Here is a 26,421-nt window from a genome sequence, read left to right as displayed (position 1 = left end):
GCTCACCCCTTTTTCGCTGATGGTTTGCGCGAGCCGTTGCGCGTACGGCGCGGGCCACGACGCGTTGACGGCTTATCCTGGGCAGCGGCTGCCTTGGGGCCACCACTTTCACCACGACGCTTACGCGGCTGGCGACGCGGGCGCGGCTTGTCATCGGCCAAGCCAAAGTCGATTTTCCGGTCATCCATGTCCACGCGCGCCACCTGAACGGTCAAGCCATCCCCCAGGCGGTAGGTAGTGCCGGTACGCTCCCCTTTCAGGCGATGCTTTTCGGCTTCGTAGTGATAGTAGTCCGACGGTAGCGAGGTCACGTGTACCAAGCCCTCGACATAGAAGTCATCGAGACGCACGAACAGGCCAAATTGGGTCACCGAGGCAATCGTACCTTCGAAAGTCTCTCCGAGCTTATCGGACATGAACTCACACTTGAGCCAGCTCTCGACATCGCGGGTCGCTTCATCCGCACGCCGCTCGGTCATCGAGCAGTGCTCGCCCAGCTCCAGCATTTGTTCGAAGGTATAGGGACACCATTTGCTCGGTGGCTCTACCGGCGCACCCTCTACCCGCACGACCGTATTGGTTTGACGCGGGCCACGAATCACCGAGCGAATGGCGCGGTGAACCAGCAGATCCGGATAACGGCGGATCGGCGAGGTAAAGTGGGCGTACGCCTGGTACGCCAAACCAAAGTGGCCTTCGTTCTGAGGCGAATAGACGGCCTGATTCATCGAGCGCAGCATGACCGTTTGAATGATATCGGCGTCCGGTCGGTCGGCAATGGCTTCGCGAAGCGCTTGGTAATCTTGCGGCGTGGGCTCGTCGCCCCCTCCGACGGAAAGTCCCAGCTCACTCAAGAACAGGCGCAGCTTGTCCAAACGCTCGGGCGTGGGACGCTCGTGAATACGGTAGAGCGCTGGAAGGTCGTGCTTGTCCAGGAAGCGCGCCGTGGCCACGTTGGCGGCCAGCATGCACTCCTCGATGAGCTTGTGAGCGTCGTTACGGGTACGCGGCACGATTTTTTCGATCTTGCGCTCGTCATTGAAGATGATCGCCGTTTCCGTGGTATCGAAATCGATCGCGCCACGCTCTTCCCGAGCAGAGCGCAGTAGGCCATACAACTCGTGCAGATTTTTGAGCGGCTTGACCAGTTCCGCATGCTCACGACGCAGCGCCTCGCCCTCCTCGCTCTCGCCGTCCAACATCGCCGCCACCTTGTTATAGGTCAGGCGTGCATGGGAGTTCATTACGGCTTCGTAGAACGAGTAGCGACTGATGGCGCCGGTTTTGGAGATGTTCATCTCGCACACCATCACCAAACGATCGACGTGAGGGTTCAGTGAACAGAGGCCGTTGGAGAGCAGCTCTGGCAGCATCGGCACGACCTGGCCCGGGAAGTAGACCGAGTTCCCTCGCGTGCGCGCCTCATCATCCAGCGCAGTGCCGGGGCGTACATAGTGGGAAACGTCGGCAATCGCCACCAACAGCTTCCAGCTACCGGACTTGGTCTTCCAGGCACATACTGCGTCGTCGAAATCTTTGGCGGACTCATCGTCGATGGTGACGAGCGGAATATCACGCAAATCGACGCGATGCTGTTTATCCTCCTCCAAGACCTCTGCAGAGATGTCGCTGGTTTGATCCAGCACCTCTGGCGGAAACTCGGCAGGGATGTCGTAGCTGCGGATGGCAATATCGATCTCCATGCCGGGATCCATACGCTCGCCCAGCACTTCGATCACCTCACCCACCGGCTGCACCCGAGTAGCGGGCTGCTGCACGATCCTGGCCGAAATGACCTGACCATCCTTTGCCCCCCCACAGGAGGTGTGCGGAATGATGACTTCTTGCGTAATGCGCGGGTTTTCGGGAATCAGCACCCCAAACTCCGGGGTATTGCTGCGGTAGACACCCACGATGGTTTGGGTATTGCGCGCGATGACATCGGCAATGGTGGCTTCGTCACGGCCGCGACGGTCACGGCCACTGATGCGCACCAGCACGTGATCACCGTGAAAGACACGGCGCATTTGGCGTGGCGGCAACACGAGATCTGGCTTCTTACCGTCATCCCGCAGCACGAAACCAAAACCATCGCGATGCCCCAAGACCTTACCTTTGATTAGGTCGAGCTTGTCGATGAGCGCGTAGGCGCCACGACGGTCCCGTAGCACCTGCCCGTCGCGCTCCATGGCCGCCATGCGCCGACGCACGGCTTCGAGATGGTCTTCATCCTCGATGCCCAGCATGCGGCTCATGTTTTCATGGGTAATGGGCTTGCCATAACTTTCTAAGGCAGCCAATAAGTATTCGCGGCTGGGCGCAGGGTTATCGTACTTTTGCGCCTCGCGCTCGGCGTGCGGATCATCACTCAACGTCCAGTACTTCATGCGATCAACATCCTTGATGGCGTTTGCGGGAGGCGGACAGTTAGCGCAGCGGCTTGGCACTGCGGGCGGGATTCGGTATCGACGCTATTGGCGTCGGCGCAAGCGGTTAATGAGCTAGCGCGTGTCATGTTTTGTTTGGTCATGGGCGCAGTATAGCGCTGCCGGTTCAATCACCCAACCACCTAGCGCTGCATTAACATGATTTCAGTGTTAAAAAATTCGCCTCAGGGCTTGCATTTAACCACGGCCCCGGTATCATACGCGCCACTTGCCCAGATGGCGGAATTGGTAGACGCGCTAGCTTCAGGTGCTAGTGACCGTATGGTCGTGGAGGTTCAAGTCCTCTTCTGGGCACCAAATAACATCATGTTATCCCCTTTTCATGACGTTATAAGGTGCAGCGGCAAGTTAGCGGTGACAGCAGTAGAAGGTTAGTTTGTATTCGCCCAGGTGGCGGAATTGGTAGACGCGCTAGCTTCAGGTGCTAGTGACCGTATGGTCGTGGAGGTTCAAGTCCTCTCCTGGGCACCATGCGAATATAAACGCCGCGCTGTAACTGCAAACGAAAAGATGATGCGCCCAGGTGGCGGAATTGGTAGACGCGCTAGCTTCAGGTGCTAGTGTCCGTACGGACGTGGAGGTTCAAGTCCTCTCCTGGGCACCATGACATGGTCCCTTCCGCATCACTCTTTCATTCATGCTATCCCCTCTTGTTTTTCTTCTTCTCTGTGTATTTTTTCTAGTATAAGCCACGTGCCCTATGCGCTTTTCCGATATCACCGCCCTAGCGTGGTGTGTTGTCGCGCCTGCACGTTAACACGGTGGCGCATTGCGACAAGCGAGGGTCAAGCCCTCGCCCGACGATTTACTGATAGCGCCCGGGACGACGCGCCACCTCTTCCAACGCCCAGCCTTGGGTGCGCAACTCACCTTCGAGTACGGATTCCATTGCGGGTGTCAAATCAGGAAAGAAATCCAGTCCCGTTCGCGCTTCCACCTCATCGATAGTGACGAGATAGTCATCCAGCGGCTCGTTGCCTCTTACGTCTTGAGGCATGATGAACGCTAGCGCTAATGGCGCCTCTTCGTGAGGGGCGACGATGATTTTATAAAACGCCGACGGCACTTCCACGAAACCCACGCGATTGAACACGTTATCCATAAAGTGCTCCGGGTAGATGGGCCCAGTGATTACCTGCAAGCGCTCGAAGCGAGGGGCAAAGTGGTCCATGACCGACTCTTCCAAACGCTGCCAAAGCTGACGATTCAAATTAGGCCGTTGAGGCGCCATGTTGCTCATCAAGAAGGTATCGATTTGCGCACGGCGGCCATGCACGGCGGCAATGGCATAGTTGGGGGCTAGATGCCCTCGGTCGTAGCCACTGCCGGAATAGCTGTCCGTATCTACGGGCCATAGCGTGCGCCAGTCTGCTTGGAAATTGGGCCGACTGCCGATGCGCGTATCGTCTGGCACGGCGGTGACTTGGTAGCTGACCCACAGCGCCCCGACGCGCACATCCGACCATCCCGCTAAAAACCCATCGTTGCGCAATACGCGATGAAACGTCGTCGGTTGAAACGACTCCCACGTGGGCACGCCTTTCCACGTGTACGCATCTTGATGTTGACGGCCCTGAAACTCCCACAGACCAGTACCTACGATTACAAACAGCACAGCAATGCCCAGACGTCGCCCTTGGCGACGCCAGCGCACGAACGAATTCCCCAACGAAGTCACTCCCCTACGATATTCTTTTCATCCACTCGTCTATCCGTTGCCGCGATAGCGAGGGTTACCAGCCGAGTGAAAACATGGTTTCCAGATCGTGACGAGAGTGCACCTGCATGGCGTTCAACGTTTCAGTATCGCTGATCCCCTCTACCGCATTGAGACGCTCGGTGACCAGTTCTGCCAAGCTCTCGAAGTCACGGGTGCGGGCAATGGCGACTAAGTCGTAACGACCACAGGTAGAGTAGACCTCACTGATCCCCTCTACATCGGCTAGACGCTCGGCCACTGCTTTTACCTGGCCTTTTTCGGTATTGATCAAGATCACTGCGTTCTGCATGGCGCCCTCGTTGCTCATGAAAGGTGGATATCAGGCTACGGGGCGAGTATAGCAGCCTGCGGGGTAGGGCCAAGCGCTGCTCACCTGCGTGGCTAATTGTCGCGCTATTTATAAGGTTATTCGCACTAATTTTGAGCATGCGCTAGCATGTACCTTAGACCTCCGATTTATAAGACTTGTCGGAGTATTAAGAGGTGGACCACCACCCGATCACCGTAGCAAAACGTCAGACCGTGACGATAAGGAGACACCATGGCTAATCAGAGCCGTCGTAAGTTCATGCGTAACAGCGTGCTAGGCCTCGCCGCCCTGCCGTTTGGTGCTGGAATCCTGTCGAAGACTGCTTTTGCCCAGGAACTCCCGCGTTTGGATCCCTCCTCACCTACCGCCCAGGCGCTCAACTACGTTGAAGTGGCCAGCGAAGCCAGCGATCACCCTGCTTACGAAGAGGGCGAACTCTGCTCTAACTGCATGTTCTTCAATACCGATACGCAAGGCTGCCAGCTGTTCCCCGAAAACAGTGTCGCCCCGGAAGGTTGGTGCCAATCCTGGACCGCCAAAGCGTAATACGCTGTGCCAGCGATTAGAACGACTCACCCCGCGCCTTGCGCGGGGTGATGACGTTTGAAGACATATAAAACACGTTCGCCATCAACTCGCCTCTTTGCTCTCCTCTTCTACCGGCCAGTGGTAGCGTCGTGTCACTTTTCCCTCCTCCATGGACACCAAGTGTACGGGGAACCCCCACAGCTGCTGTAAATGGCGAATCACCGGGTATACGCTTCGGCCCAAAGGGCGGCGATTGTCTTGAATATGGTGCAGCGTCAGCGAGCGATCTCCTCGGATGGCGGCTTCCACCACCTGAATATTGGGCTCGCGAACGGAGAGCGCGTATTGGCTGGAGAGCGCCTCCCGAACACGCTTGTAGCCCCGATCGTCATGTATCGCGGCGACTTCCAGCGTCTCGGACTGATCATCATCGACGATCAAAAAGAGCTTTAGGTCGCGAATGACTTTGGGGGAGAGAAACTGCTGAATGAAAGACTCATCCTTGAAGTTGCGCATCGCGAACTCCAGGGTGTCTCGCCAGGGGCTGCCCGCTATGTCGGGGAACCACTCACGATCTTCCGCCGTCGGCGCGTCACATATCCGCTTAATGTCCATGAAGATGGCAAAACCCAAAGCGTAAGGGTTCAGCCCGCTGTAATAGGGGCTATCGAAACCCGGCTGGTTGATGACCGCCGCGTGGGACTGCAAGAACTCCAGCATCAACCCTTCATCCACCTTGCCTTCATCGTATAGCCGGTTCATCAACGTGTAATGCCAAAAACATGCCCACCCCTCGTTCATGACCTGGGTTTGCCGCTGCGGGTAGAAGTACTGCGCCAGCTTACGTACGATACGTACGATCTCGCGCTGCCAAGGGGCCAACAGTGGAGCATTCTTTTCGATGAAGTAGAGCAGGTTCTCCTGGGGCTCTGAGGGGTAGCGACCGCCCGTATGCAGTCCCAACGGGTCGTCGTCGCTGTGCAAGCTACCCGGCAACGGTGCCATGCCAGCCGGCGGCTCAGGGATCGTTCGCCACAGCATGTTGACCTGGGTTTGCAGGTACGCCTCGCGCTCGTCTTGGCGTTTGGCCTCCTCCTCCGCCGAGATGGGTGATGGCCGCTTGTAGCGGTCTACCCCGTAGTTTTGTAGCGCATGACAGGCATCCAGCAGTTGCTCGACGGCGTGCACGCCGTGGCGCTCTTCACACTGCGCGATATATTTGCGGGCGAATACCAGGTAATCGACGATGGACTCCGCATCGGTCCAAGTGCGGAATAAGTAGTTGCCCTTGAAGAAGGAGTTATGACCGTAGCAGGCGTGGGCAATGACCAGCACCTGCATCATCAAAGTATTCTCCTCCATCAAGTAGGCAATGCAGGGGTTGGAGTTGATTACCAGCTCATAGGCCAGCCCCATTTGTCCCCGTTTATAGGCCTGCTCCACGGCAAGAAACTGCTTCCCGAACGACCAGTGGTGATATCCCACCGGCATGCCGACGCTGGCGTAAGCATCCATCATCTGCTCGGTAGTGATGACTTCGATCTGATTGGGATAGGTATCCAGCCGGTACTCATCGGCGAGCCTGGCGAGTTCCTCGTCGAAGCGCTCCAGCACGCTGAAATTCCAGTCCGACCCAGTGGCGATGGGCTTGCGGGTTACACTCATGGCGCCCTCCTCGACTCGCACTAGCGCTCTTGACTCAAGCGGCGCTTGAATAGCTCACGAAAAACGGGGTAGATATCTCCCGCATCGACGATCTGGCGCATCGCAAACCGCTCGGGAAACTGTGCTGCCACGGTTTCGTACTCGTGCCACAACGACTGATGATCGTGCGGGGTAATCTCCACGTAGGCGTAATACTGCAGCTGGGGCATCAACTGCTTTACCAGCAGATCACGGCAGATGTTGGAGTCGTCGTCCCAGTTGTCGCCATCGGATGCCTGCGCCACATACAAATTCCACTGCCCAGCGGGGTAGCGTTTTTCGATGATTTTATTGACCAGATTCAGTGCGCTGGACACGATGGTGCCGCCGGTTTCGCGAGAGTAGAAGAACTCCTCCTCGTTCACCTCCCTGGCGGCGGTATGGTGGCGCACGAACACCAACTCCACCTTCTCGTAGTGCTTCTCCAAAAAAAGATAGAGCAGTAAAAAGAAACGCTTGGCGATGTCTTTATGGTTCTGTGTCATGGAGCCCGACACGTCCATCACGCAGAACATCACTGCCTGGCTCGACGGCTGTGGCTGAGCAGCCAACTGGTGGTAGCGCAGGTCGTAGGTATCGATGAAGGGAATGGCGTCGATGCGCTTCTCCAGCCGCTCGATCTCGGCTTTGAGCTCCACGATACGCGCCGGGTTACGCAGCACCGGGTCTTTGCGCTCCTCGGCCGCTAGCGCCTCTTGCGCCTCTTTCAAAGCACGTTTGATGGGCGCGCGCATGGCGATACGCCGTGCATAGGCTTCGCGCATCGAGCGGGTAATGCTAATGCGCGAGGGCACGCCATCTCGCGCAAGGCCTGCCCGCACCATTTTGACCTCTTCCAGCGACTTTAGCGGCTTGCGCTGCAAATGGGGCAGCTCCAAGCCGTCGAACACAAACTCCAAGAACTCTTCACGGCTGAGGGTGAAGGCAAACTCGTCGTTTCCTTCCCCCTGGTTGGAGGCGCCGCCCTCGCCCGCTCCATTGCCGCCCCCCTGGCCCGCCGGGCGACGAATCTTATCCCCCTCCAGAAACTCCTTATTACCCGGCGAGACGATATTACGCGCCCCGCCCGGCCCGTGCTGAAACACGGGCTCTGAAATGTCCTTGGCAGGAATCGAAATTTTCTCGCCACGCTCCATGTCGGTGATGGAGCGGCGGTTGACCGCCTCCTCCACCGAGCGCTTGATGTGCTTGCGATAACGCTCCAAGAAGCGCTGCCGATTGACCGCGCTCTTGTGCTTAGCGTTAGGTCTGCGATCAATAAAGTAGGTCATTCGACCTCCTCAACACCTCGATCTTGAGCGCCGACTCTTGGCGCTCTTGTGTGCGGGCCGACAGCGGCCCGCTACTGAGACTTACGCACGCGCAGGTACCATTCGGAGAGCAGCCGCACCTGTTTTTCGGTATAGCCACGGTCCACCATGCGCGCCACGAAATCCTCGTGCTTTTTTTGATCCGACTTCGACGCTTTGGCGTTGAACGAGATCACCGGCAACAGCTCTTCGGTGTTGGCAAACATTTTGTGTTCGATGACGCCTTTCAGCTTCTCATACGACTGCCAGCTAGGGTTCATACCGTTGTTTTGCGCCCGCGCCCGCAACACGAAGTTCACGACCTCATGGCGGAAATCTTTCGGGTTGGAGATACCCGCCGGTTTCTCGATCTTCTCGAGTTCCTCGTTCAGCGATTGGCGGTTGAGCAGCTCGCCGGTTTCAGGGTCACGGTACTCCTGGTCTTGAATCCAGAAGTCGGCATAGGTCACATAACGGTCGAAGATGTTCTGACCGTACTCGCTGTAAGACTCGAGATACGCGGTCTGAATCTCTTTGCCGATGAAGTCCACGTAACGCGGGGCCAAAAACTCCTTGATGAAGCCCAGGTAGCGCTCGAATACTTCGGACGGCAGCTGCTCGCGCTCCAACGCCTGTTCCAACACGTACAGCAGATGCACCGGGTTGGCCGCGACTTCGGTACTATCGAAGTTGAACACCTTGGAGAGAATTTTGAAGGCAAAGCGGGTCGAGAGGCCCTGCATGCCCTCGTCTACGCCTGCCGCATCGCGGTACTCCTGGATCGATTTGGCGCGCGGGTCGGTGTCTTTCAAATTCTCCCCGTCATATACCCGCATCTTGGAATAGATGCTGGAGTTCTCCGGCACCTTGAGCCGCGACAGCACCGAGAACTGCGCCAGCATACGCAGCGTATCCGGCGCGCAGGGCGCTGCGTTGAGGGAGGAGTCTTCCAGCAGCTTTTGATAGATCTTGATCTCTTCCGACACCCGCAGGCAGTAAGGCACCTTGACGATGTAGACGCGGTCCAGGAAAGCCTCGTTGTTGCGGTTATTACGAAACGCCTGCCATTCCGATTCGTTGGAGTGGGCCAGAATCACGCCATCGAAAGGAATCGCGCCCATGCCTTCCGTGGGGTTGTAGTTGCCCTCTTGGGTGGCGGTCAGCAGCGGGTGGAGTACCTTGATGGGTGCCTTGAACATCTCCACAAACTCCATCAGCCCCTGGTTGGCGCGACAAAGCCCGCCTGAGAAACTGTAGGCATCCGGGTCGTCTTGGGAGTAAAGCTCCAACTGACGAATATCCACCTTACCGACCAGCGACGAGATATCCTGATTGTTCTCGTCCCCCGGCTCGGTTTTGGAGATGGCAATTTGATTCAGCCGTGACGGATAGAGCCGCACCACGCGGAACTGGGAAATATCGCCGCCGTACTCTTTTAGGCGTTTGGCGGCCCAAGGCGACATGACGCTGCGCAGATAGCGTGCAGGAATGCCGTACTCTTGTTCCAGCAGCTCGCCATCCTCTTCCGGTGAGAAGAGCCCAAGGGGCGATTCATAGACCGGCGAGCCTTTGATGGCATAGAAAGGAATGCGCTCCATCAATAGCTTCAGGCGTTCGGCCAACGACGACTTACCGCCGCCGACCGGACCCAGCAAGTAAAGAATCTGCTTGCGCTCTTCGAGCCCCTGGGCCGCGTGGCGGAAATAAGCCACGATCTGTTCGATGGCCTCTTCCATGCCATGAAACTCGGCGAAGGCAGGATAGCGGCGAATCACCTTGTTCGAAAAAATGCGTGATAGACGCGGGTCTTTCGCCGTGTCGATCACTTCAGGCTCGCCTATCGCTTCCAGCATGCGCTCGGCGGCGCTGGCATACACCTTAGGGTCGCGGCGACAAAGCGCCAAGTACTCCTCAAGGCTCATGTCCTCTTGCTGAACGCGGGCAAATCGGTCTTGAACGTGATCAAAGATGCTCATGGAACTCTCCTGTGGCCCATCCCCCAGCGCGACCGCCAAGCCAATACCCCAGGCGGCGTGCTATTTGAGGTGTCGCTCTATCAGCGTAGTCAGCATTAGCAAAAAGTGATGACATCACCTTCAACGCAGCGCATCTGACCGCTGAGATAAACCTATGAGCATCGGAGGAGAGCTTTAGTTGCGTTGAATTCTACAGAGCACTACAACGCAACACGCCACCGCAGCGGTGGCGTGCAGGCGGTCCAAGAGCCGCATCGAGCTAGGCAGCGGGGGACTGCTCCAGCACCTCTTTGACGTCGGCCAATAGCTGGTCGAGTAATTCAACGGTGGTGTTCCACGCGCACACAAAACGCGCTCCGCCAGCGCCGATGAAGGTGTAAAACGTCCACCCTTTGGCTTTCAACGCTTCGATGGCGTGAGGCGGCAATTCAACGAACACGCTGTTCGCCTGGGTGGGGAACATCAGCGAGACACCCGGCAGCGCCTGCAGCCCCTCTGATAGATAGCGTGCCATGGCGTTGGCATGTTCGGCGTTGGTCAGCCACGCACCGCTCTCCAACAACCCCAGCCACGGCGCAGAGACATAGCGCATTTTCGACGCCAACTGCCCCGCCTGCTTGCAGCGGTAGGAGAAGTCTTCCGCCAGCTCGCGATTGAAGAATAGGATCGCCTCGCCAAACGCCAAGCCGTTTTTGGTGCCCGAGAAGCACAGGGCATCGACCCCTACCTGCCAAGTCAACTCGGCAGGCGAAGCGTTCAAACTGGCGCAGGCGTTGGCAAACCGCGCTCCGTCCATGTGCAGACGCAAATCATGCTTGTCCGCCATGGCGCGAATGGCCAACAGCTCCTCACGGGAGTAAACGGTGCCGACTTCGGTGGCCTGGGTGAGCGAGACGACTTTCGGTTTCGGATAGTGAATGTCGCTGCGCTTGGTGACCAGCGCTTCGATCCCTTTGGGGGTCAGCTTGCCATTCGCCCCCGGGGAGGTCAGCAGCTTCGCGCCGTTCGAGAAGAACTCAGGGCCGCCGCACTCGTCGGTTTCGATATGCGCCAGCTCATGACAAATCACGCTGTGGTAGCTGCGCCCCATCGCCGAGAGCGCCAGTGAATTGGCTGCAGTGCCGTTGAACACGAAAAACACGTCGCAGTCGTAGTCGAACATTTCCCGAAAACGGTCGGCGGCGCGGGCGGTCCAGCGATCGTTACCATAGGCGAGATCGTCCGCCTGATTGGCTTCGAGTAAGTACTGCATTGCCTCCGGGCAGATACCGGAGGTGTTATCACTGGCTAAAAATCGTGGGGTACACTCCGAGGGCATGACGATAATCCTTTTGTCTGGCGGTCGTGCGGCGCAGGCTGGGTGCCACCCGCGCCTTAAATCCCTAACGTGGCTTAGTGGTTAGGGTGATTCATCAGTCTATCGCCATTTTGCCGTCAACGTCACGCCCCCAATGAGCGTTACAGCGACGCCGCCAACCGTGTGCCTTGATCGATGGCGCGCTTGGCATCCAGTTCGGCCGCTTCCGCAGCGCCACCAATCACATGCACGCGCCCGCCCACCTGTTGCAGCGGGGTCATCAGGTCACGCACGGACTCTTGTCCCGCGCATACCACGATGGTGTCCACCTCGATCACCTGCTCTTGTCCGTCGCGGCGAATGTGCAAACCGGCATCATCGATACGTACGTACTCGCAGCCAGTCAGTGTTTCTACGCCGCGCTGCTTGAGCGAGGCGCGGTGTACCCAGCCCGTGGTCTTGCCCAGGTGTTTGCCCGGCTTAGAGCTTTTCCGCTGCAGCATCACGATACTGCGCGGTGAACGCGGCGGCTGCGGTGCTTTCAAACCGCCCCGCTCGCCCACTGCCAAATCCACGCCCCACTCATCGCACCATGCGGCCACCTCCATGGCGGAGTGCCCCTCATGGGAAAGCAACTCAGAGACATCGAAACCAATGCCTCCCGCGCCGATCACCGCCACGCGCTTGCCCACCCGCTCAGGCTGCTCGATGGCATCGGCGTAGCTCAGCACGCTGGGGTGGTTAGCGCCGGGTAGCGTCAACTCACGGGGCACGACCCCCGTGGCCATCACGATCTCATCGAAATCGGCCAACGCCTCTGCGGTGGCGTCGGTATTCAGCCGCACATCGACGGCATGTTTCTTCAGCATCACTCGGAAGTAGCGCAGGGTTTCATTGAACTCCTCTTTGCCCGGAATTTTACGGGCATAATTGAACTGCCCACCCAGCTCGGCGCGACGCTCGAAAAGCACCACGGCGTGCCCACGGCTGGCCGCTGCCACCGCCGTGGCCAACCCCGCCGGGCCGCCGCCAACGACCGCCACCCGCTTGGGCGTTTGCGCCGGTGCCAGGGAAATCTCGGTTTCGTGGCAGGCACGAGGGTTGACCAAGCACGAGGTCAGCTTGCCCATGAAGGTGTGATCTAGGCAGGCTTGGTTGCAGGCGATGCAGGTATTAATTTCCTCCGACAAGCCGGCCTCGGCTTTACGCACCCACTCCGGGTCCGCCAAAAACGGACGCGCCATCGACACCATATCCGCATGGCCGTCTGCCAGTACCCGCTCGGCCACCTCCGGCATATTGATGCGGTTGGTGGTGATCAGCGGAATCGACAGCGCCGTGCGCATGCGTCGGCTGACCTCGGTAAACGCCGCCCGTGGCACGCTGGTGACAATGGTGGGCACCCGCGCCTCGTGCCAGCCAATGCCGGTATTGATGACGTTCGCGCCAGCGGCTTCAATGGCCTGGCCCAGCTGTACGACCTCGTCCCAGGAGCTGCCCTCTTCCACCAAATCGATCATCGACAGGCGGAAGATCAGTAGGAAACGTTCGCCAACGGCCTGACGAATACGCTTGACGATCTCAACCGGGAAGCGCATACGCCGCTCGAAATCGCCACCCCAGTCGTCGTCACGCTGGTTGGTGCGGCGGCAAATAAACTGGTTGATCAAATAGCCTTCCGAGCCCATCACCTCAACGCCGTCGTAGCCCGCCTGCTGGGCGAGCGTAGCGCAGCGAACATAGTCGGCAATCTGCTGCTCTACCTCTTCACTGGAGAGCGCTCGGGGGGTGAACGGGTTGATGGGGGCTTGCAGCGCCGAGGGGGCCACCAGCTCAGGGGAGTAGGCGTAGCGCCCAGCATGTAAAATCTGCATGCACAAATGGCCACCTTCGGCGTGAACCGCTTCGACCACTTGGCGATGCGCCGCGACCTGCGACACATCCGTCAGCGCGTTGGCGCCCTGAAAGACCGCCCCTTCGGGGTTCGGCGCAATGCCGCCCGTGACGATCAAGCTTACCCCTGCACGCGCCCGCTCTGCATAGAACGCCGCCAAGCGCTCGAAGCCGTTCGGCGCTTCTTCCAGATTGGTGTGCATGGACCCCATCAAGACGCGGTTGGGCAGCGTCAAGTGGCCGACGGTCAGCGGACGAAACAGATGCGGATAAGCTGGCGCTGGGTGCATCACGGCGCTCCTTTAATGTTATTGAAACGGCTAGCCATTCGTATTCAAACAAGCGTATGACATAGCGAGTTCGACGTACAGCCTTTTAGCCGCCCCGCGGGGCTGCTCTTTGGTATAGCTCAGCGGTTTGCCCAACGCCTTCCCCTTGCTCATCGCGGCAAAGCGCGTCACATTAACCGGCTAACGATAAGGGACTGTTTTAAGGGAACGTGCTATGCCATTGATTTACTTTTTACCGCCGCTGGCCACGGTGCTGATCTGGTCGGGTAACATGACCATCAACCAACTGACCGTGGGTGCGATTGCCCCTAGCAGCATCGCCTTTTTGCGCTGGCTGCTGGCGCTGCTGGTCATGACCCCCTTCGTGCTACCCGCCGCTCTGCGCCATCGCCAGGAGATACAGCGTAACTGGCCGAAGCTGGCACTACTGGGCTTGCTGGGCATGGGATTGTGGCAAGGCCTCGCCTACGTGGCGGCAGAGACCACCACCGCCACCAACATGGGCATTTTGGCCGCCATGGTGCCACTGCTAACGGTGCTGCTCAGCGCTTTGATTCTCAAGGAACCCCCCACGCTGGGCGGTGTCGTAGGCGGCGTGCTCGCCTTTATCGGCGTCACCGTGCTGCTTGGCCGCGGCAACCCGCTCTCACTGCTGCAGTTGGAGGTGGCTCAAGGCGACGCGCTGATGGTGGTCGCCGCCACCTGCTACGCGCTATACGGTGTCATGCTCAAGCGCTGGGCGATGAACCTGCCTCCTTGGGTCATGCTCTATGCGCAGGTCTGCTTTGCCGTCCTGTTTTTATTACCGCCCTACGTGATGGGCCCCATGACGCCGGTGGATGGGCAAAACGTGTGGTTGATCCTTTACGCAGGCATTCCCGCCTCGGTCATCACGACGTTTTTATGGATGCGTGCGGTACGTCAAATCGGCGCCAACCAATCGAGTATCTTCATCAACCTCATGCCACTGTTTAGTGCGCTGATTGCCATGGCGCTACTGGGTGAACAGGTATCGGGATTCCACTTCATGGGTGGGCTGTTAATTCTTGCCGGGGTGATCATGGCACAAACGCTGACACGCCCGTTGGTACGTGCCGCCGCCCCTCATAAAACGCGCAGCGCTCAGCAGTGATACAATAGGCCAACTTCATTCGACGACTGGGAACCCCTGAACTATGTCCCTAGAAGAACTGCACCTTAACCTGCGTAACCTTGCCAGCGACGACTACGGCCAGTTGAAATCGCTCATGGACGCGGTGTATCACGACATTGGTGGCGCTTGGCCGAAGCACACCATCGACAAGCTGATCCAGGAGTTTCCTGAAGGTCAGATTGCCATCGAGGATGACGGCGTGCTGGTCGGTGTGGCCCTCACCGTGCAGGTGGATTACGACGAGTTCTCCAACCCGCATAAGTACGACGATCTGATCGGCCATCGTGAAATCATCCTGAACGATCAGGACGGCGATGCCATGTACGGGCTGGATGTTCTGATTCACCCGGACTACCGCGGCTACCGCCTGGGCCGCCGCCTGTACGAAGCGCGTAAAGAGCTGTGCCGCTCGCTCAATCTGCGCGCCATTTTGGCAGGCGGGCGTATTCCCGAGTATCACCAGCACGCCGCCGAGCTGACGCCTGCACAGTACATCGACAAAGTCTCTCGCAAAGAGATCTATGACCCGATTCTGTCGTTCCAGCTCGCCAACGATTTCCAGGTCAAGCGCCTGCTGCGCAAGTACCTGCCGGAAGATGAGCAGTCCCGTGGCTACGCCACGCTGCTGGAATGGAACAACATCCTGTTCGAGCCCGCTGAAAACGTGCTGGACACTCGCCCAACGCAGGTGCGCGTGGGGGCGGTGCAGTGGCAAATGCGTGAATTCGCTTCCGTGGAAGCGGCACTGCAGCAGATCGAGTACTTCGTCGATGCGCTGTCGGATTACCAGAGTGACTTCGCCGTCTTCCCGGAGCTGTTCACCACGCCGCTGATGGGCCTCCAAGATCGTGCTGCCCAGAAAGACCAAATGGCGGCGATTCGCTTTTTGGCGGGCTTTACCGATCGTTTCAAGAGCGAACTGTCACGCATGGCGGTTTCTTATAACATCAACATCATCGGCGGTTCGATGATTGAGGTGGGTGACGATGACCGTCTTTACAACGTGGCCTACCTGTTCCACCGGGATGGCGAGGTCGAGAAGCAGCTCAAGCTTCATATCACCCCGCAAGAGCGCCGCGACTGGGTGATCGAAGGGGGCGACAATCTGCAGGTCTTCGACACCGACGCAGGTCGCGTGGGCATTTTGATCTGTTACGACGTGGAATTCCCGGAGCTGGGCCGCCTGCTGGCCGACCAGGATATGGATATTCTCTTCGTACCGTTCTGGGTCGACACCAAAAACGGCTACCTGCGCGTGCGCCACTGTGCACAGGCCCGCGCCATCGAAAACGAGTGCTACGTGGTCATTTGTGGCAGCGTCGGCAATCTGCCTTCCATCGAGAACCTGGACATTCAGTACGCCCAATCGGCGGTGTTCACGCCGTCCGACTTCGCGTTCCCCCACGACGCGGTACTGGCTGAAACCACGCCCAACACGGAGATGATTTTCTTCTCCGACTTGGACCTCACCCGCCTCACCGTTGTACGTGCCGAAGGCTCGGTCACCAACCTGAAAGACCGCCGGAAGGATCTCTTCGATCTGCGCTGGCGCGATTGGTCGTGGAAATCTGGCAGTAAGCAGGAAGATTAAAGACAGTCGACCGACATCACTGCGCATAAAAAACGCCGCCCACCGGGCGGCGTTTTGCCATTCACAACTCGCTATTCACAACTTCCTATTCACACCTCTCCATTCACCACTTACAAATCACCACTCACCACAAAGCTACTCATCCGGCCAAACGAGGTGGCGCGGTACGCGGCCTTTGGCATCGAACGCGACGCCTTCGGCACGCAGCTTTTCGTGCTGGCGCGCCGCGCCGCCGTGGTCAGCCAGTTTGAGAGACGCCGCAATCACACGATGCCAGGGCAACTGGTGCCCCTCGGGCAAGTGGCGCATGGCAGACCCCACCATGCGCGCCGTGGCGCCTTCGGTCATGTTGGCAATGCGCCCATAGGTCGTCACCCGCCCCGCCGGAATTTGATCGACAATGGTGTAAATCTGTTCGAGCAGTTCCGGGCGTGGCATGACAACCTCGTTTGGCTTATGGCGTTGGTTTAGAGCGCTTCGACGAGCTGATCGATGGCTTGGAAGGCTTCTTTCATCGCGGCATCGCGGTGAGCGTCGCCCATGTTCAAACCTTCAGCAAACACCACTTCCACATCACTGATGCCCATCAGGCCCAGCATGGTTTTCAGGTGTGGCGTTTGGCTATCGAACTCAGTGCCCGCGTATTGACCGCCACGAGCAGCCAGAATGATGGCCCGTTTGCCTTCGATCAGCCCCTGCGGGCCGTTTTCAGTGTAGCGGAAGGTTTCACCGGCGCGCAGCACGCGGTCAAACCACGCTTTCAGCTGTGACGGAATGCCCAGGTTGTACATCGGTACCGCAAGTACCAGCACGTCGTTAGCACGCAGCTCCGCCAGCAGCTCATCAGAGTGAGCGGCAAGCGCCTGCTGTTCAACGGTGCGCTCGTCAGCCGGGGTCTGCCACGCGCCCAGCTCTTCGATGGCGAGGTGCGGAAGCGCGTTGGCGACCACATCGCGGTGGGTAACGGCGACGCCATCGCGTGCAGCGGCCTGCTGTTGAAAATGAGTCGCCAGTGCGTTGGACTGGCCGTTGTCACCAAGGATAGAAGAGGTCACTAATAGTGCACGGGTGGTCATGAAAATTCCTTGAAAATCAGTGGTAAGGTTAGACGCTATTCTACGGCGCTTTTGACGAAGCAACAGCGCAACGTTTTCCGAGTTTCATTCGACAAAATCGAATCTTCTGACCTCATGAAAACGCCCCGCCCCACGCTGCACTTTGGCAACGTGAAGCGGGGCGTTAAGCACTTAACTCGCGCCTGCTACTTCTGCTTAGGCCACGCGTTGGGATCGACCTTTTTGGCCAGCTTCGGGAACTGGCTGGGGTCGAAGACCGGCTCTTTACCCGCCTTGAGCTGAGTGTCGTAATCTTTGAACAGCGCGAAGGCGATGGGCGATAGCAGCAGAATCGCCACCAGGTTGATGATTGCCATCATCCCCATGGAGAGATCCGCAAAATTCCAGATCGCCCCCAGGCTGGCCACGGACCCCACCATGATCATACCCAGCACGGCAAAGCGGTAAATCATCACCGCCAGCGGCGCACGGCGGCCCGCCAGGTACTCGATGTTGGATTCGCCGTAGGAGTAGTTAGCAATCACCGAGGTGAAGGCAAACAGCAGGATGGCAATGGCGATAAACATGCCGCCCCAATCGCCCACGTGGCTGGACAGCGCCATCTGCGTTAGCTGAATGCCGTTATTCTCTTCACCCGCTAGCAGCTCAGGGCCCGCCATGATGATGATAGCCGCCGTCGCGGTACAGATCACTAGGGTATCCAGAAAAACGCCCAGCATTTGAATGAAGCCCTGGGCCGCCGGGTGATCCGGGCGGGTGCTGGCAGTTGCGGCGGCGTTAGGCGCAGAGCCCATGCCCGCTTCGTTGGAGAACAAGCCGCGCTGAATACCGTTCATGATCGCTTGGGAAATGGCATAGCCCATCGCACCGCCGGCCGCCTGCTCGATACCAAAAGCGCTCTGCACGATCGTCATAATGGCAGCAGGCAGGTCGCTGATATTGAGCGCCACAACGACCAGCGCCAAGATCAGGTACAGCAGCGCCATCAACGGCACTACCAGCTCAGCCACTTTAGCAATCGACTTCAAGCCGCCGAAAATAATCGGCGCGACGATGGCCATCAAGACTAACCCCATGGCCCAGGTGGGAATGGCAAATGCCTGCTCCATGGCCTGAGCGATGGAGTTGGCCTGTACGCTGTTAAACGCCAGCCCAAACGCAATAATCAGGCAGATCGAAAACAGCACCGCTAGCCAGCGCAGCCCCAAGCCGCGTTCGATGTAGCGCGCCGGGCCACCGCGGAAGGTGTTATCGCCATGGTCAGTTTTGTACGCCTGGGCCAGCGTGGATTCTACAAAGCTGGTGGCCATACCCACCATGGCGGTCATCCACATCCAGAAAATCGCGCCCGGGCCACCGAAGTAGATGGCGACGGCCACCCCGGCCAAGTTGCCCGTGCCGACGCGGGCGGCAAGGCTGGTCGAAAGCGCCTGAAACGACGAGATACCGCCGTTGGATTCCCGAGAGCTGCGCAGCAACTTGAACATATGGCCGAAGTAGCGAATCTGGATGGCGCGGGTCATGACCGTGAAATAGAGGCCAGCGCCAATAAGCAGATAAATCAGCACGCTGCCCCACAACAGCCCGTTGCCGCGATCCACCATCGCGGTCAACAGGGGAGGAAGAGTAAAGTCCATAGGAAACACGCCTTTTTGAAACAATGAAGGCGCATCATTCTTCACGGTTGCACCAAAATGGCAAGAAAATTGGCAAATTTCCTGCCCAGCAGTCGTAACCTCTGCTGGATGCCTCAAGCTCACGAAGAAGACTTAACGAGACGCTGCCAGCCACTCCCACACGTCTGCCGCCTCATCGCTGACGTGGCGCTTGCTGGGCCGCACCAGCCAAAAACGCTCATCGCTGGGTACGCCCATATCGAAGGGGGCCACCAAATCATCACGCTGCTCCAACAGTCGACGGTGCGTGAGCGCCACCCCGCCGCCCTGGCTGGCGAGCGCTAGCGTCATCACCTGATTATCGCACGTTAGCGATAGACACTCAGACTCCAGGTGGGTCATTCCCGCCGCCTGCAGCCAACCCGGCCACCCAACGCCAAAGCCCACCGCATGCAATAGCGTGTGTCCTGCTAAATCGGCGGGTTCGTTCAGCGAGCGGGCCAGCGCGGGGGAGCACACGGGCAACAAATGCTCGTCGCCCAAGGGCAGCATCTCCAGCCCGCTCCACTCTCCCCGACCGTAGCGGATCTCGATGTCGGCCCCTTCGGGCCCAAAGTCGTCGGGCCAAATCGCGCTGACCAAGCGCAGCAAAATCGTTGGTTTCTCTCGATGCAGGGCCACGAGCCTTGGCGCGAGCCAAGATTGTTGGATCACCGGCGTGGCCCGTAGCGTCACCGGCCGTTCGCTGGTCACACCGAACACCTCCGAGGTCCCTTCACTGATGCGTGAAAACGCATCGTGAATGCTGGGCAGCCACGCTTGACCTGCCGGGGTCAACGAAAGGCTGCGCGCGTGGCGAACGAACAGCTTTTGCCCCAGGCGATCCTCCAGCAGCCGAATGCGCTGGCTGATGGCGGCCTGGGTCACGCCCAGCTCGTTACCCGCCGCCGTAAAACTCAGGGTGCGGGCGGCCGACTCAAACGCTTGTAGCCATAACAGCGGGGGGAGTGAACTCATGAAAAAGCAACCTATAAGTTAAACAGGGTCTTTGGGGCCAGATTCATCGTTTGTCACTGCGCAAAGGACTCCGCATCCTAACAAGCAAATCGAGCAATACGTCACCTACCTACAGCGAGGCCCCTATGACCAGCGTACTAGCCGCCCCGGAAAAGCGTTCAGCTCCTCTAATGAGCGAACTCGCGCCTTATGACCATGGCCCGGCACTCAACGATGCCACGCTTACCGACAGCAGGCTTGCGCTGACCTGGGAAGACGGTACGCGAACGACGCTGCCTCTGCTATGGTTTCGCGACCACTGCGCCTGCGCCGAGTGTCGCCACCCGCAAACCCGCGAACGCCTCTACCTACCGCTAGACGATATCGAACAAGCACCCAGCGTTACCTTGGCCGATGGTCACCTCTACTTGCAGTGGCAGGATGGTCATGTGAGTGCCTTTCATAGCGGCTGGCTGTACCAGCGCCGCCCTGAGGCAACACGCTTTTCTGCACTGCCCGCCCCGCAGCCGTGGCGCGACGACTTCTTCCCAGAGCGCGTTCGCCACGCCGACTTTCTGACCCCAGAAGGCGAGAAAACTTGGCTGACCGCCATGCTACGCGACGGCTTGGCGCTAGTCACCGACGCACCGCTGGTGGAAGAGGAAGTCAGCCGCCTTGCCGAGCGCATTGGCCCGCAGCGCGCTACCAACTTTGGCGGGCGCTTTAATGTTCGCTCCAAGCCTAACCCCAACAACGCGGCCTATACCGCCGTCGGGCTACCGCTGCATATCGACTTGCCCAACTGGCAGCAGCCGCCGGATATTCAACTGCTCTACTGCCTGCAAAACGACGCCAGCGGTGGCGAGTCGCTGTTTGCTGATGGTGCCCGAGTGATCAATGCCCTGCGCGAACAGGACCCGGAAGCGCTCGTTATTCTCAGCGAAACGCCCATCGATTTTCGCTTTCAGGACGACACCCACGATATCGCCATCAAAGCCCCAGTGATCACCCTAGGTAGCCAAGGCGAGCTAGTGGAGATACGCCTTAATAACTGGATACGCGACACCCTCCACCTGCCCGCTGAAAAAATGGCGGCCTGGTATCGCGCTTATAAAGTGCTGTGGCAACTCTTCCATAGCGACGCCCATCAGTTGGAGTTCACTTTAAAACCGGGCCAGATGGTGGCGTTCGATAATCGTCGCGTGCTTCACGGCCGCCGGGAGTTCGATCCCAATAGCGGTGCTCGCCACCTTCAGGGCACCTATCTCGACCGAGACATGCTGGCTTCGCGCCTGCGTGTTCTCGCCCGTACCACTGCGTAATCACAATAACCCAAGCAAGGAGATCCCCTTCCATGACGCGCTCGATCCGTCCCATCGTCTCTACCATCGCCCTAAGCCTCGCAGGCGTTACCACCCAAGCCGCCCTTGCCGATGACGCCACGCTCGATTTCGGCGTACCCGCTTGGCCCGGTATTACGGTAAAAACCGAAATTGCCGAGCAGCTCCTTAACCCGTTGGGCTACGACACTCAAACCCACGAAATAGGCCTGCAGGTGATCTACCAAGGCATGGAGAGTGGCGACGTCGACGCCTTTTTAGGCGCTTGGCTACCTGCACAAAAAGAGATGTTCGAACCGCGTAAAGCCTCTGGCGTGCTCACCGATGTCGCCAACAACGTCGATGGCGCTCAGATGACGCTGGCCGTACCGGCGTACCTGCATGAGCGCGGCATTCAAAGCTTCGCGGATTTAGATGAACACCGTGATGAGTTCAACGGCCAAATTCATGGCTTTGGCGCAGGCTCAGCGGCGAGCGAGATTCTCCATAACGCGATGGATAACGACACTTGGGGACTGGGCGACTGGAGCTTAGTAGATACCAGCGAAGTGGGCATGCTCTCCGCCGCTCAAGACGCGATTTCCAGAGAAGAGGCCATTGTGTGGGTCGGTTGGACGCCCCACTGGATGAACCTCGAGCTGCCCATGCGCTACCTGGAAGACCCGGAAAACCTGTTCGGTGAGAACAACGGCGAAAGCGACGTACGCACCCTACTGCGCAGCGACTACGCCAATGCTCACCCGGCGCTGGTCACGTTCTTCGAGCAGTTTAGCTTTACCGCCGACGAGCAGAGCTGGATGATCCAAGCCTTTGGCCAAGAGGAGCGTGACCTTGCCGAGGTGGCCCAGCAGTGGATCCACGACCACCCCGAGCGCGTGGAAGCCATGCTGGCCGATGTGACGACCACCGAGGGTGACGCTGCTTGGCCGGTCATTGAAGCGCGCCTACCGTAACGCGTTCGTTCACCCCGCCGCCGCAGTGGCGTATGCTATCGCTCTTTTGCCAAACAGGCGGTGGGGATGGAATGTCACGGACGTTGCTAAAAGGGCTAGGCTTACTGATCACGCTGGTGATACTAGGCGTGATGTGGCGCTACCTGCAGCAGCAAGGGCTGCTGACTCAGACGCATCTCGAAGAACTCACCAACACCATTAGCCAGTGGCAACGAGCCCCTTGGATGTTTGCCGCCGTTATGGCCGTGTACACCAGCTCGCTGTTAGTGATGTTTCCGCTGAGCTTGCTGGTCGTGTTGACCGGCTTGTTGTTTGGCCCAGTGTGGGGCTTGGCCTACGCCACTTTGGGTACGCTGAGTTCCTCGGTGGTCTCTTACTGGGTGGGACACTGGCTGGGGCGAGATGCCCTAATGCGCTACGGCGGCCGCCACTTGCGCGGGCTTTCCGGCTACCTCTCCAAGCGCGGCATCCGCACCATGACGGTCATTAACCTGCTGCCGCTGGCTCCCTTCACGCTCACCAACATGCTGGCCGGGGCGTTTCATCTCAATTTCCGCGACTACATGATCGGCTCGACGCTTGGCATCGTGCCGGGGCTGGCGGCGGTCATTCTGCTCGGCAGCCAGTTAGGCGCGCTGTTCACCGCCGCCTCCAAGCAGGAGTTGGCACTGGCCGTGGCCGGTTTGGTCGCGGGCATCGGCTTGTTGTGGCTACTCAAACGCGTGGCGACTGCCCGTACGGCCAACAAACGACACGACGCCTAACGTCTCAGTCAGCCACGTTGCTTGGCCTCGCCCTCTTGTGAAGGATGCTCTGAAGAGTCGTGCTTCGCTAGCACCTCGGCATAAAAATGCGCGACGGCACCGGCAAACTTGGCAATATCGTAGTCAGCGGAGAAGGTTTTTGCTTGGCTGCCTAGGGTATCGCGTAGTGCCTCATCCTCGGCCAGTTCCACCACACGCTGCCCCCACTTTTGGCGATTTTGCGGCGTTTTAAAACCGTTGTAGCCATCGCGCACCACGTCATCAATACCGCTTGAGCGTACGGCGACCACCGGAAGCCCAGCGGCCATGGCCTCTAGAATCACCATACCTTGTGTTTCCGAGGTCGAGGCAAACACGAACACATCCCCCACGTGATAGTAAAGCGCCATCTCTTCCGGCGGCACGGCACCGACCAAGGTCACCTGCGCGTCTAAACCCAGCGTTTCGATCTGTGTTTGAATCGCCTGACGATCCGGCCCGTCACCGACCAACAGCAGGCGCAGCGCTGTGTTCCTCTGGCGCTTTAGCTCTGCCAGCGCTTCCAGCATAAAGCCGATGTTCTTCTCTTTGCTGATGCGGGAGACACTCACCAGCACCGTATCGTTGGCCGCGATATCCAACTGCTGACGAAGCGACGCCACGTCATCCTCATCGGCATCGGCAAAGCGCGCCGCATCGATACCTGTGGGCTGCACCAGCGTCGGCGTCTTGACCCCGATCATGCGCAGATACTCCTCCGCCGAATAGGTCGGCACGATGACGCCCTGGCAGCGGTTGGAGAAGCGCTTGATCAGGTAGTGAGAGATCAGGTTGCGAAATAGCGCCCCCGGCAGCGGTACGAAGTGGGCGTAGTGCTCCAAGCGGGTGTGGTAGGTATAGATGACCGGCACTTTCAGCCTGCGCCCCATCCACAGGCCCATCGACCCCAGCCAGAACGGATGATGCACGTGAATCACATCGGGCTTGAACGCACGCAGGCAGCGGCGAAAACGGGCGCTGAACGGATTGGTCAAGCGAAACTCACGCTTCTCACCAAACGCCATGAGCGTTGGCACTCGCAGAATGGTGTCATCATCCTGCCACGACTCCCGGTAGCGCGGCACCAGGAGTTGAACGCGGTGGTTAAGGTCGCCCAGCCCCTGACGTAGCCGCTCCACAGAAACCGACACCCCAGAAACAAACGGAAAGTAGTTGTTCGAGACCATCGCCACCCGCAGACTTTTTTCCAGGTAGGGCGTGGGGTCGATGTCGAAATCGGGGTAGTAGTCGCGCTCTTCGAAAATCAGCCGATACAGGCGCATGGCCAGCAGTGTCAGCAGCCCAACGATCAGCAAGAACCGTGGATAGCTGACGTAGAAGAAGGCATAAATCGTCGAGCCCACGCTGCTCAGCATACGCCACCAGCCGGGGCGGTCGACGTTCAAACGAACGGGCGAGATGCCCACGCTGCCGCCCGCGACTTCCACCACCACGTAGTGATGGAAGCTCTCATCGGCATCCAGCAGCAGGCCACCTGCGCCCCCCGTGGTGACGTAGTTTACCCCGTTGACGGTTTGCTGGGCATAGAGCGAAAGATTGGCGGAGAACACCGTATCGACCCCATGGCGCTCGGCCAATCGCATGATGCCTTCGGCAAGCCGAGGGTCGTTGAGGTAGTTGTCCTCTTCAAACAGCGGGGCATCCTGGATGACGTTATGCAGCGGCAAGCCGACGAACACGAACCGATGGGCCGCGTCAGAAGCGGCCAGCTCGCGCTCCAACCAATCTAGCTGCCAGGAGGTCGACGATTTGCCGGTGCCGTCTAGAAAGATGAAGTGGCTATTGCCCGCCACGAACGCGTAGAAGTGCGGGCCGAAGTAGTCGTAAAACAGATAGCTGCCGAAGTCGCTGTCTTCGTTATCGCCATAGGTCAGCAGGTAAGGCATATCCAGCAGCTCTAGGCTGTGGGTGATCGCCTGATAGCTCTCCTGCTGTCCCCCGCTCACCGCATTGCCCGCCGACACCATGAAGTCGATGTCTCCCTGGTTCAGCAGCGGGATGATTTCGTCTTGAAAGACGTTCACCGAGTTATTGATGTTGCCCACCACCGCAAAGCGGTAGGCATCCCGCCCCGCCAACTGGTCGCGTATTTCGGCGACTTCGCGCGTGTGCAGCGACTCGAATTCGGGTTCGGCGACGTAGAGCCACACCTGATGAATGATCAACCCCGCCACTAGCGCAAGGTTCAATACGAAAAACAGCCTCAACCACCGCTGGCGGGAGAGGCGAAAAAGACGTCGAGGCATGTCGGGGCGCTTATCTCAAAAAAGTCATTCAATGGACTGCCGCTAGGGCGCAGTACAGCCGTTCAATGTGGCCAGTAAGCGGCGCGAACCACCCTGTTCACGGTGCTCACCTAACCACACCCCTTGCCACGTGCCAAGCGCTAAACGGCCATCGCGGACCGCGAGGCTAAGCTGAATGCCCAGCAGGCTAGAAGCCACGTGGGCGGGCATGTCATCGGGACCTTCCAAGGTGTGGCGAAAATAGCTCAGCTCTTCTGGTACCAACCGGCGAATGAAGGCATCTAGATCATGGCGAACGTCTGGGTCGGTGTTCTCATTGAGGGTCAGCGAGGCGGAGGTGTGCATGAGCTGCAAATGCAGCAGCCCCTGATGGCACTCTGCCAAACAGGGCAGCGCTCTGGCGATCTCGTCGGTTATCAGATGAAAGCCGCGGGGCATTTCCGGTAAGTGGATCTCCTGTTGATGCCACATAATCACTCCTTTGTTATATGCATTGTCAGAGGATACGGTAACAGACATACCATAGCCTATTTCATTTACCTGCCGCATCGGGCCACCGTGAGAGAAATAGCGTCCAGTGGCCCACCCTGATAGGTTTAACGTTTATTGTTCACCGTAAGGAGCAAGATGATGACACCCGCATCGCGGCCAAGGAACCTGGCCACGCTGGCAGCCATCGCCGCTACCGGCACTCTCTTGATGGGCTGCACTGGCATTCCCGAGGGCACCGAACCGGTGACCGGATTCGAGCTAGAGCGCTATCTGGGCGAGTGGTATGAAATCGCCCGCCTGGACCACTCCTTTGAAGAGGGGCTGGACTGCGTCACCGCCACCTACAGCCTGCGCGACGATGGCGGAGTGAAGGTGATCAACCGGGGCTACAACTTGGAGGAGCAAGCCTGGGACGAAGCCGAGGGGCGCGCCTACTTCATCGATGACGAGAGCGTGGGGCGGCTGAAGGTCAGCTTCTTTGGCCCGTTTTACGGTGGCTACAACGTCCTCGAACTGGATGACGACTACCAGTGGGCGCTGGTGGCAGGCCCTAACCGCGACTACCTATGGATTCTGGCCCGTACGCCAACCTTAGAGCCCGACGTGGCGCAGCGACTACGCCAGCGCGCCGCCGAGTTGGACTTTCCCACCGACGAGCTGATCGACGTGGTGCAGGATCAAACCTGCCCTGGCCGCTGATC

21 protein-coding genes and 3 tRNA genes are annotated in these 26,421 nt (G+C 58.7%); 10 read left to right on the top strand and 14 right to left on the bottom strand.

All coding sequences use genetic code 11. From position 1 onward, the window contains the following. Nucleotides 1-2 precede the first annotated feature (2 nt). On the bottom strand, nt 3-2,387 hold the full coding sequence (gene rnr / locus QIT27_RS05470; RefSeq protein ID WP_253018097.1) for a ribonuclease R: 2,385 nt from the start codon (nt 2,385-2,387) through the stop codon (nt 3-5). A 270-nt stretch (nt 2,388-2,657) separates the two neighbouring features. Here rnr and QIT27_RS05465 point away from each other — a divergent pair. The 3 genes from QIT27_RS05465 to QIT27_RS05455 all read left to right on the top strand — a co-directional run bounded on the left by QIT27_RS05465 (nt 2,658) and on the right by QIT27_RS05455 (nt 3,051). Then, nucleotides 2,658-2,744 (top strand) — tRNA-Leu (locus QIT27_RS05465). 87 nt (nt 2,745-2,831) lie between these two features. After that, nucleotides 2,832-2,918, top strand: a tRNA-Leu gene (locus tag QIT27_RS05460). A 46-nt stretch (nt 2,919-2,964) separates the two neighbouring features. After that, nucleotides 2,965-3,051: transfer RNA gene (locus tag QIT27_RS05455), tRNA-Leu, on the top strand. Between the two features lie 201 nt (nt 3,052-3,252). Here the strand turns inward: QIT27_RS05455 and QIT27_RS05450 are convergent. Further along, nucleotides 3,253-4,101: a DNA/RNA non-specific endonuclease gene (locus QIT27_RS05450; protein ID WP_371825103.1), complete on the bottom strand. Its 849-nt coding sequence runs from the start codon at nt 4,099-4,101 to the stop codon at nt 3,253-3,255. 79 nt (nt 4,102-4,180) lie between these two features. After that, nucleotides 4,181-4,456: an Lrp/AsnC family transcriptional regulator gene (locus tag QIT27_RS05445; protein ID WP_044628486.1), complete on the bottom strand. Its 276-nt coding sequence runs from the start codon at nt 4,454-4,456 to the stop codon at nt 4,181-4,183. A 252-nt stretch (nt 4,457-4,708) separates the two neighbouring features. Between QIT27_RS05445 and QIT27_RS05440 the strand changes: the two genes are divergently transcribed. Further along, nucleotides 4,709-5,023: a high-potential iron-sulfur protein gene (locus QIT27_RS05440; protein ID WP_159342765.1), complete on the top strand. Its 315-nt coding sequence runs from the start codon at nt 4,709-4,711 to the stop codon at nt 5,021-5,023. 84 nt (nt 5,024-5,107) lie between these two features. On the opposite strand, the gene QIT27_RS05435 is transcribed toward QIT27_RS05440, so the two are convergent. The 5 genes from QIT27_RS05435 to QIT27_RS05415 all read right to left on the bottom strand — a co-directional run bounded on the left by QIT27_RS05435 (nt 5,108) and on the right by QIT27_RS05415 (nt 13,454). Further along, complete coding sequence (locus QIT27_RS05435) at nt 5,108-6,670, bottom strand: SpoVR family protein (RefSeq protein ID WP_159342766.1); 1,563 nt, start codon at nt 6,668-6,670, stop codon at nt 5,108-5,110. Between the two features lie 20 nt (nt 6,671-6,690). Further along, nucleotides 6,691-7,980 (bottom strand): YeaH/YhbH family protein, encoded by a 1,290-nt coding sequence (locus QIT27_RS05430; RefSeq protein ID WP_285263134.1) that lies wholly within the window; start codon nt 7,978-7,980, stop codon nt 6,691-6,693. Between the two features lie 71 nt (nt 7,981-8,051). Further along, nucleotides 8,052-9,974, bottom strand: coding sequence for a PrkA family serine protein kinase (locus QIT27_RS05425; RefSeq protein ID WP_159342768.1), 1,923 nt, complete (start codon nt 9,972-9,974; stop codon nt 8,052-8,054). Between the two features lie 259 nt (nt 9,975-10,233). Beyond that, complete coding sequence (locus tag QIT27_RS05420; RefSeq protein WP_285263133.1) at nt 10,234-11,292, bottom strand: threonine aldolase family protein; 1,059 nt, start codon at nt 11,290-11,292, stop codon at nt 10,234-10,236. 140 nt (nt 11,293-11,432) lie between these two features. Next, nucleotides 11,433-13,454 (bottom strand): NADPH-dependent 2,4-dienoyl-CoA reductase, encoded by a 2,022-nt coding sequence (locus QIT27_RS05415; protein ID WP_285263132.1) that lies wholly within the window; start codon nt 13,452-13,454, stop codon nt 11,433-11,435. A 214-nt stretch (nt 13,455-13,668) separates the two neighbouring features. Between QIT27_RS05415 and QIT27_RS05410 the strand changes: the two genes are divergently transcribed. Then, nucleotides 13,669-14,586 carry a DMT family transporter gene (locus QIT27_RS05410; protein ID WP_159342771.1) on the top strand — a complete coding sequence of 306 codons (918 nt, stop codon included), beginning with the start codon at nt 13,669-13,671 and terminating at the stop codon, nt 14,584-14,586. 43 nt (nt 14,587-14,629) lie between these two features. Continuing rightward, entirely contained in the window at nt 14,630-16,198 is a 1,569-nt protein-coding gene (locus tag QIT27_RS05405; protein WP_159342772.1) for a carbon-nitrogen hydrolase family protein, read from the top strand. Nucleotides 16,199-16,333: 135 nt separating this feature from the next. Here QIT27_RS05405 and QIT27_RS05400 read toward each other — a convergent pair whose 3' ends face one another. From QIT27_RS05400 to QIT27_RS05385, 4 genes are all read right to left on the bottom strand, one after another. After that, nucleotides 16,334-16,636: an MGMT family protein gene (locus tag QIT27_RS05400; protein WP_285263131.1), complete on the bottom strand. Its 303-nt coding sequence runs from the start codon at nt 16,634-16,636 to the stop codon at nt 16,334-16,336. Between the two features lie 29 nt (nt 16,637-16,665). Then, nucleotides 16,666-17,274 (bottom strand): FMN-dependent NADH-azoreductase, encoded by a 609-nt coding sequence (locus QIT27_RS05395; protein ID WP_285263130.1) that lies wholly within the window; start codon nt 17,272-17,274, stop codon nt 16,666-16,668. A gap of 185 nt (nt 17,275-17,459) precedes the next feature. Next, on the bottom strand, nt 17,460-18,911 hold the full coding sequence (locus tag QIT27_RS05390; protein ID WP_253018089.1) for an alanine/glycine:cation symporter family protein: 1,452 nt from the start codon (nt 18,909-18,911) through the stop codon (nt 17,460-17,462). Between the two features lie 132 nt (nt 18,912-19,043). Beyond that, nucleotides 19,044-19,907, bottom strand: a complete 864-nt coding sequence (locus QIT27_RS05385) for a LysR substrate-binding domain-containing protein (protein WP_253018087.1) — start codon at nt 19,905-19,907, stop codon at nt 19,044-19,046. Between the two features lie 125 nt (nt 19,908-20,032). Here QIT27_RS05385 and QIT27_RS05380 point away from each other — a divergent pair, with 125 nt between their 5' ends. The 3 genes from QIT27_RS05380 to QIT27_RS05370 all read left to right on the top strand — a co-directional run bounded on the left by QIT27_RS05380 (nt 20,033) and on the right by QIT27_RS05370 (nt 22,943). Beyond that, nucleotides 20,033-21,208, top strand: coding sequence for a clavaminate synthase family protein (locus QIT27_RS05380; protein WP_285263129.1), 1,176 nt, complete (start codon nt 20,033-20,035; stop codon nt 21,206-21,208). A 32-nt stretch (nt 21,209-21,240) separates the two neighbouring features. Further along, entirely contained in the window at nt 21,241-22,179 is a 939-nt protein-coding gene (locus QIT27_RS05375) for an ABC transporter substrate-binding protein (protein ID WP_159342777.1), read from the top strand. 71 nt (nt 22,180-22,250) lie between these two features. Then, entirely contained in the window at nt 22,251-22,943 is a 693-nt protein-coding gene (locus tag QIT27_RS05370; protein WP_159342778.1) for a TVP38/TMEM64 family protein, read from the top strand. A gap of 8 nt (nt 22,944-22,951) precedes the next feature. Here the strand turns inward: QIT27_RS05370 and QIT27_RS05365 are convergent, their stop codons facing one another. Next, nucleotides 22,952-25,228 (bottom strand): glycosyltransferase, encoded by a 2,277-nt coding sequence (locus tag QIT27_RS05365; protein WP_285263128.1) that lies wholly within the window; start codon nt 25,226-25,228, stop codon nt 22,952-22,954. 42 nt (nt 25,229-25,270) lie between these two features. After that, nucleotides 25,271-25,699: a secondary thiamine-phosphate synthase enzyme YjbQ gene (locus QIT27_RS05360; RefSeq protein ID WP_285263127.1), complete on the bottom strand. Its 429-nt coding sequence runs from the start codon at nt 25,697-25,699 to the stop codon at nt 25,271-25,273. A 159-nt stretch (nt 25,700-25,858) separates the two neighbouring features. Here QIT27_RS05360 and QIT27_RS05355 point away from each other — a divergent pair, with 159 nt between their 5' ends. Next, the gene (locus QIT27_RS05355; protein ID WP_502875190.1) at nt 25,859-26,419 is read left to right on the top strand and encodes a lipocalin family protein; all 561 of its coding nucleotides are present in this window, start codon (nt 25,859-25,861) and stop codon (nt 26,417-26,419) included. The last annotated feature ends 2 nt before the right edge of the window (nt 26,420-26,421 follow it).

Source organism: Halomonas sp. LC1 (assembly GCF_030247125.1).
Classification (GTDB): domain Bacteria; phylum Pseudomonadota; class Gammaproteobacteria; order Pseudomonadales; family Halomonadaceae; genus Vreelandella.
This window is presented reverse-complemented; position numbering and strand designations above follow the sequence as displayed.

Excerpts from the sequence above, each read along its gene's own strand:
- QIT27_RS05375 (WP_159342777.1), top strand. The coding sequence starts at position 21,241 with ATGACGCGCTCGATCCGTCCCATCGTCTCTACCATCGCCCTAAGCCTC.
- QIT27_RS05445 (WP_044628486.1), bottom strand. The coding sequence starts at position 4,456 with ATGCAGAACGCAGTGATCTTGATCAATACCGAAAAAGGCCAGGTAAAA.
- QIT27_RS05405 (WP_159342772.1), top strand. The coding sequence starts at position 14,630 with ATGTCCCTAGAAGAACTGCACCTTAACCTGCGTAACCTTGCCAGCGAC.
- QIT27_RS05420 (WP_285263133.1), bottom strand. The coding sequence starts at position 11,292 with ATGCCCTCGGAGTGTACCCCACGATTTTTAGCCAGTGATAACACCTCC.
- QIT27_RS05435 (WP_159342766.1), bottom strand. The coding sequence starts at position 6,670 with ATGAGTGTAACCCGCAAGCCCATCGCCACTGGGTCGGACTGGAATTTC.
- QIT27_RS05440 (WP_159342765.1), top strand. The coding sequence starts at position 4,709 with ATGGCTAATCAGAGCCGTCGTAAGTTCATGCGTAACAGCGTGCTAGGC.
- QIT27_RS05365 (WP_285263128.1), bottom strand. The coding sequence starts at position 25,228 with ATGCCTCGACGTCTTTTTCGCCTCTCCCGCCAGCGGTGGTTGAGGCTG.
- QIT27_RS05425 (WP_159342768.1), bottom strand. The coding sequence starts at position 9,974 with ATGAGCATCTTTGATCACGTTCAAGACCGATTTGCCCGCGTTCAGCAA.
- QIT27_RS05380 (WP_285263129.1), top strand. The coding sequence starts at position 20,033 with ATGACCAGCGTACTAGCCGCCCCGGAAAAGCGTTCAGCTCCTCTAATG.
- QIT27_RS05415 (WP_285263132.1), bottom strand. The coding sequence starts at position 13,454 with ATGCACCCAGCGCCAGCTTATCCGCATCTGTTTCGTCCGCTGACCGTC.
- QIT27_RS05355 (WP_502875190.1), top strand. The coding sequence starts at position 25,859 with ATGACACCCGCATCGCGGCCAAGGAACCTGGCCACGCTGGCAGCCATC.
- QIT27_RS05410 (WP_159342771.1), top strand. The coding sequence starts at position 13,669 with ATGCCATTGATTTACTTTTTACCGCCGCTGGCCACGGTGCTGATCTGG.
- QIT27_RS05385 (WP_253018087.1), bottom strand. The coding sequence starts at position 19,907 with ATGAGTTCACTCCCCCCGCTGTTATGGCTACAAGCGTTTGAGTCGGCC.
- QIT27_RS05360 (WP_285263127.1), bottom strand. The coding sequence starts at position 25,699 with ATGTGGCATCAACAGGAGATCCACTTACCGGAAATGCCCCGCGGCTTT.
- QIT27_RS05400 (WP_285263131.1), bottom strand. The coding sequence starts at position 16,636 with ATGCCACGCCCGGAACTGCTCGAACAGATTTACACCATTGTCGATCAA.
- QIT27_RS05395 (WP_285263130.1), bottom strand. The coding sequence starts at position 17,274 with ATGACCACCCGTGCACTATTAGTGACCTCTTCTATCCTTGGTGACAAC.
- QIT27_RS05390 (WP_253018089.1), bottom strand. The coding sequence starts at position 18,911 with ATGGACTTTACTCTTCCTCCCCTGTTGACCGCGATGGTGGATCGCGGC.
- QIT27_RS05370 (WP_159342778.1), top strand. The coding sequence starts at position 22,251 with ATGTCACGGACGTTGCTAAAAGGGCTAGGCTTACTGATCACGCTGGTG.
- rnr (WP_253018097.1), bottom strand. The coding sequence starts at position 2,387 with ATGAAGTACTGGACGTTGAGTGATGATCCGCACGCCGAGCGCGAGGCG.
- QIT27_RS05430 (WP_285263134.1), bottom strand. The coding sequence starts at position 7,980 with ATGACCTACTTTATTGATCGCAGACCTAACGCTAAGCACAAGAGCGCG.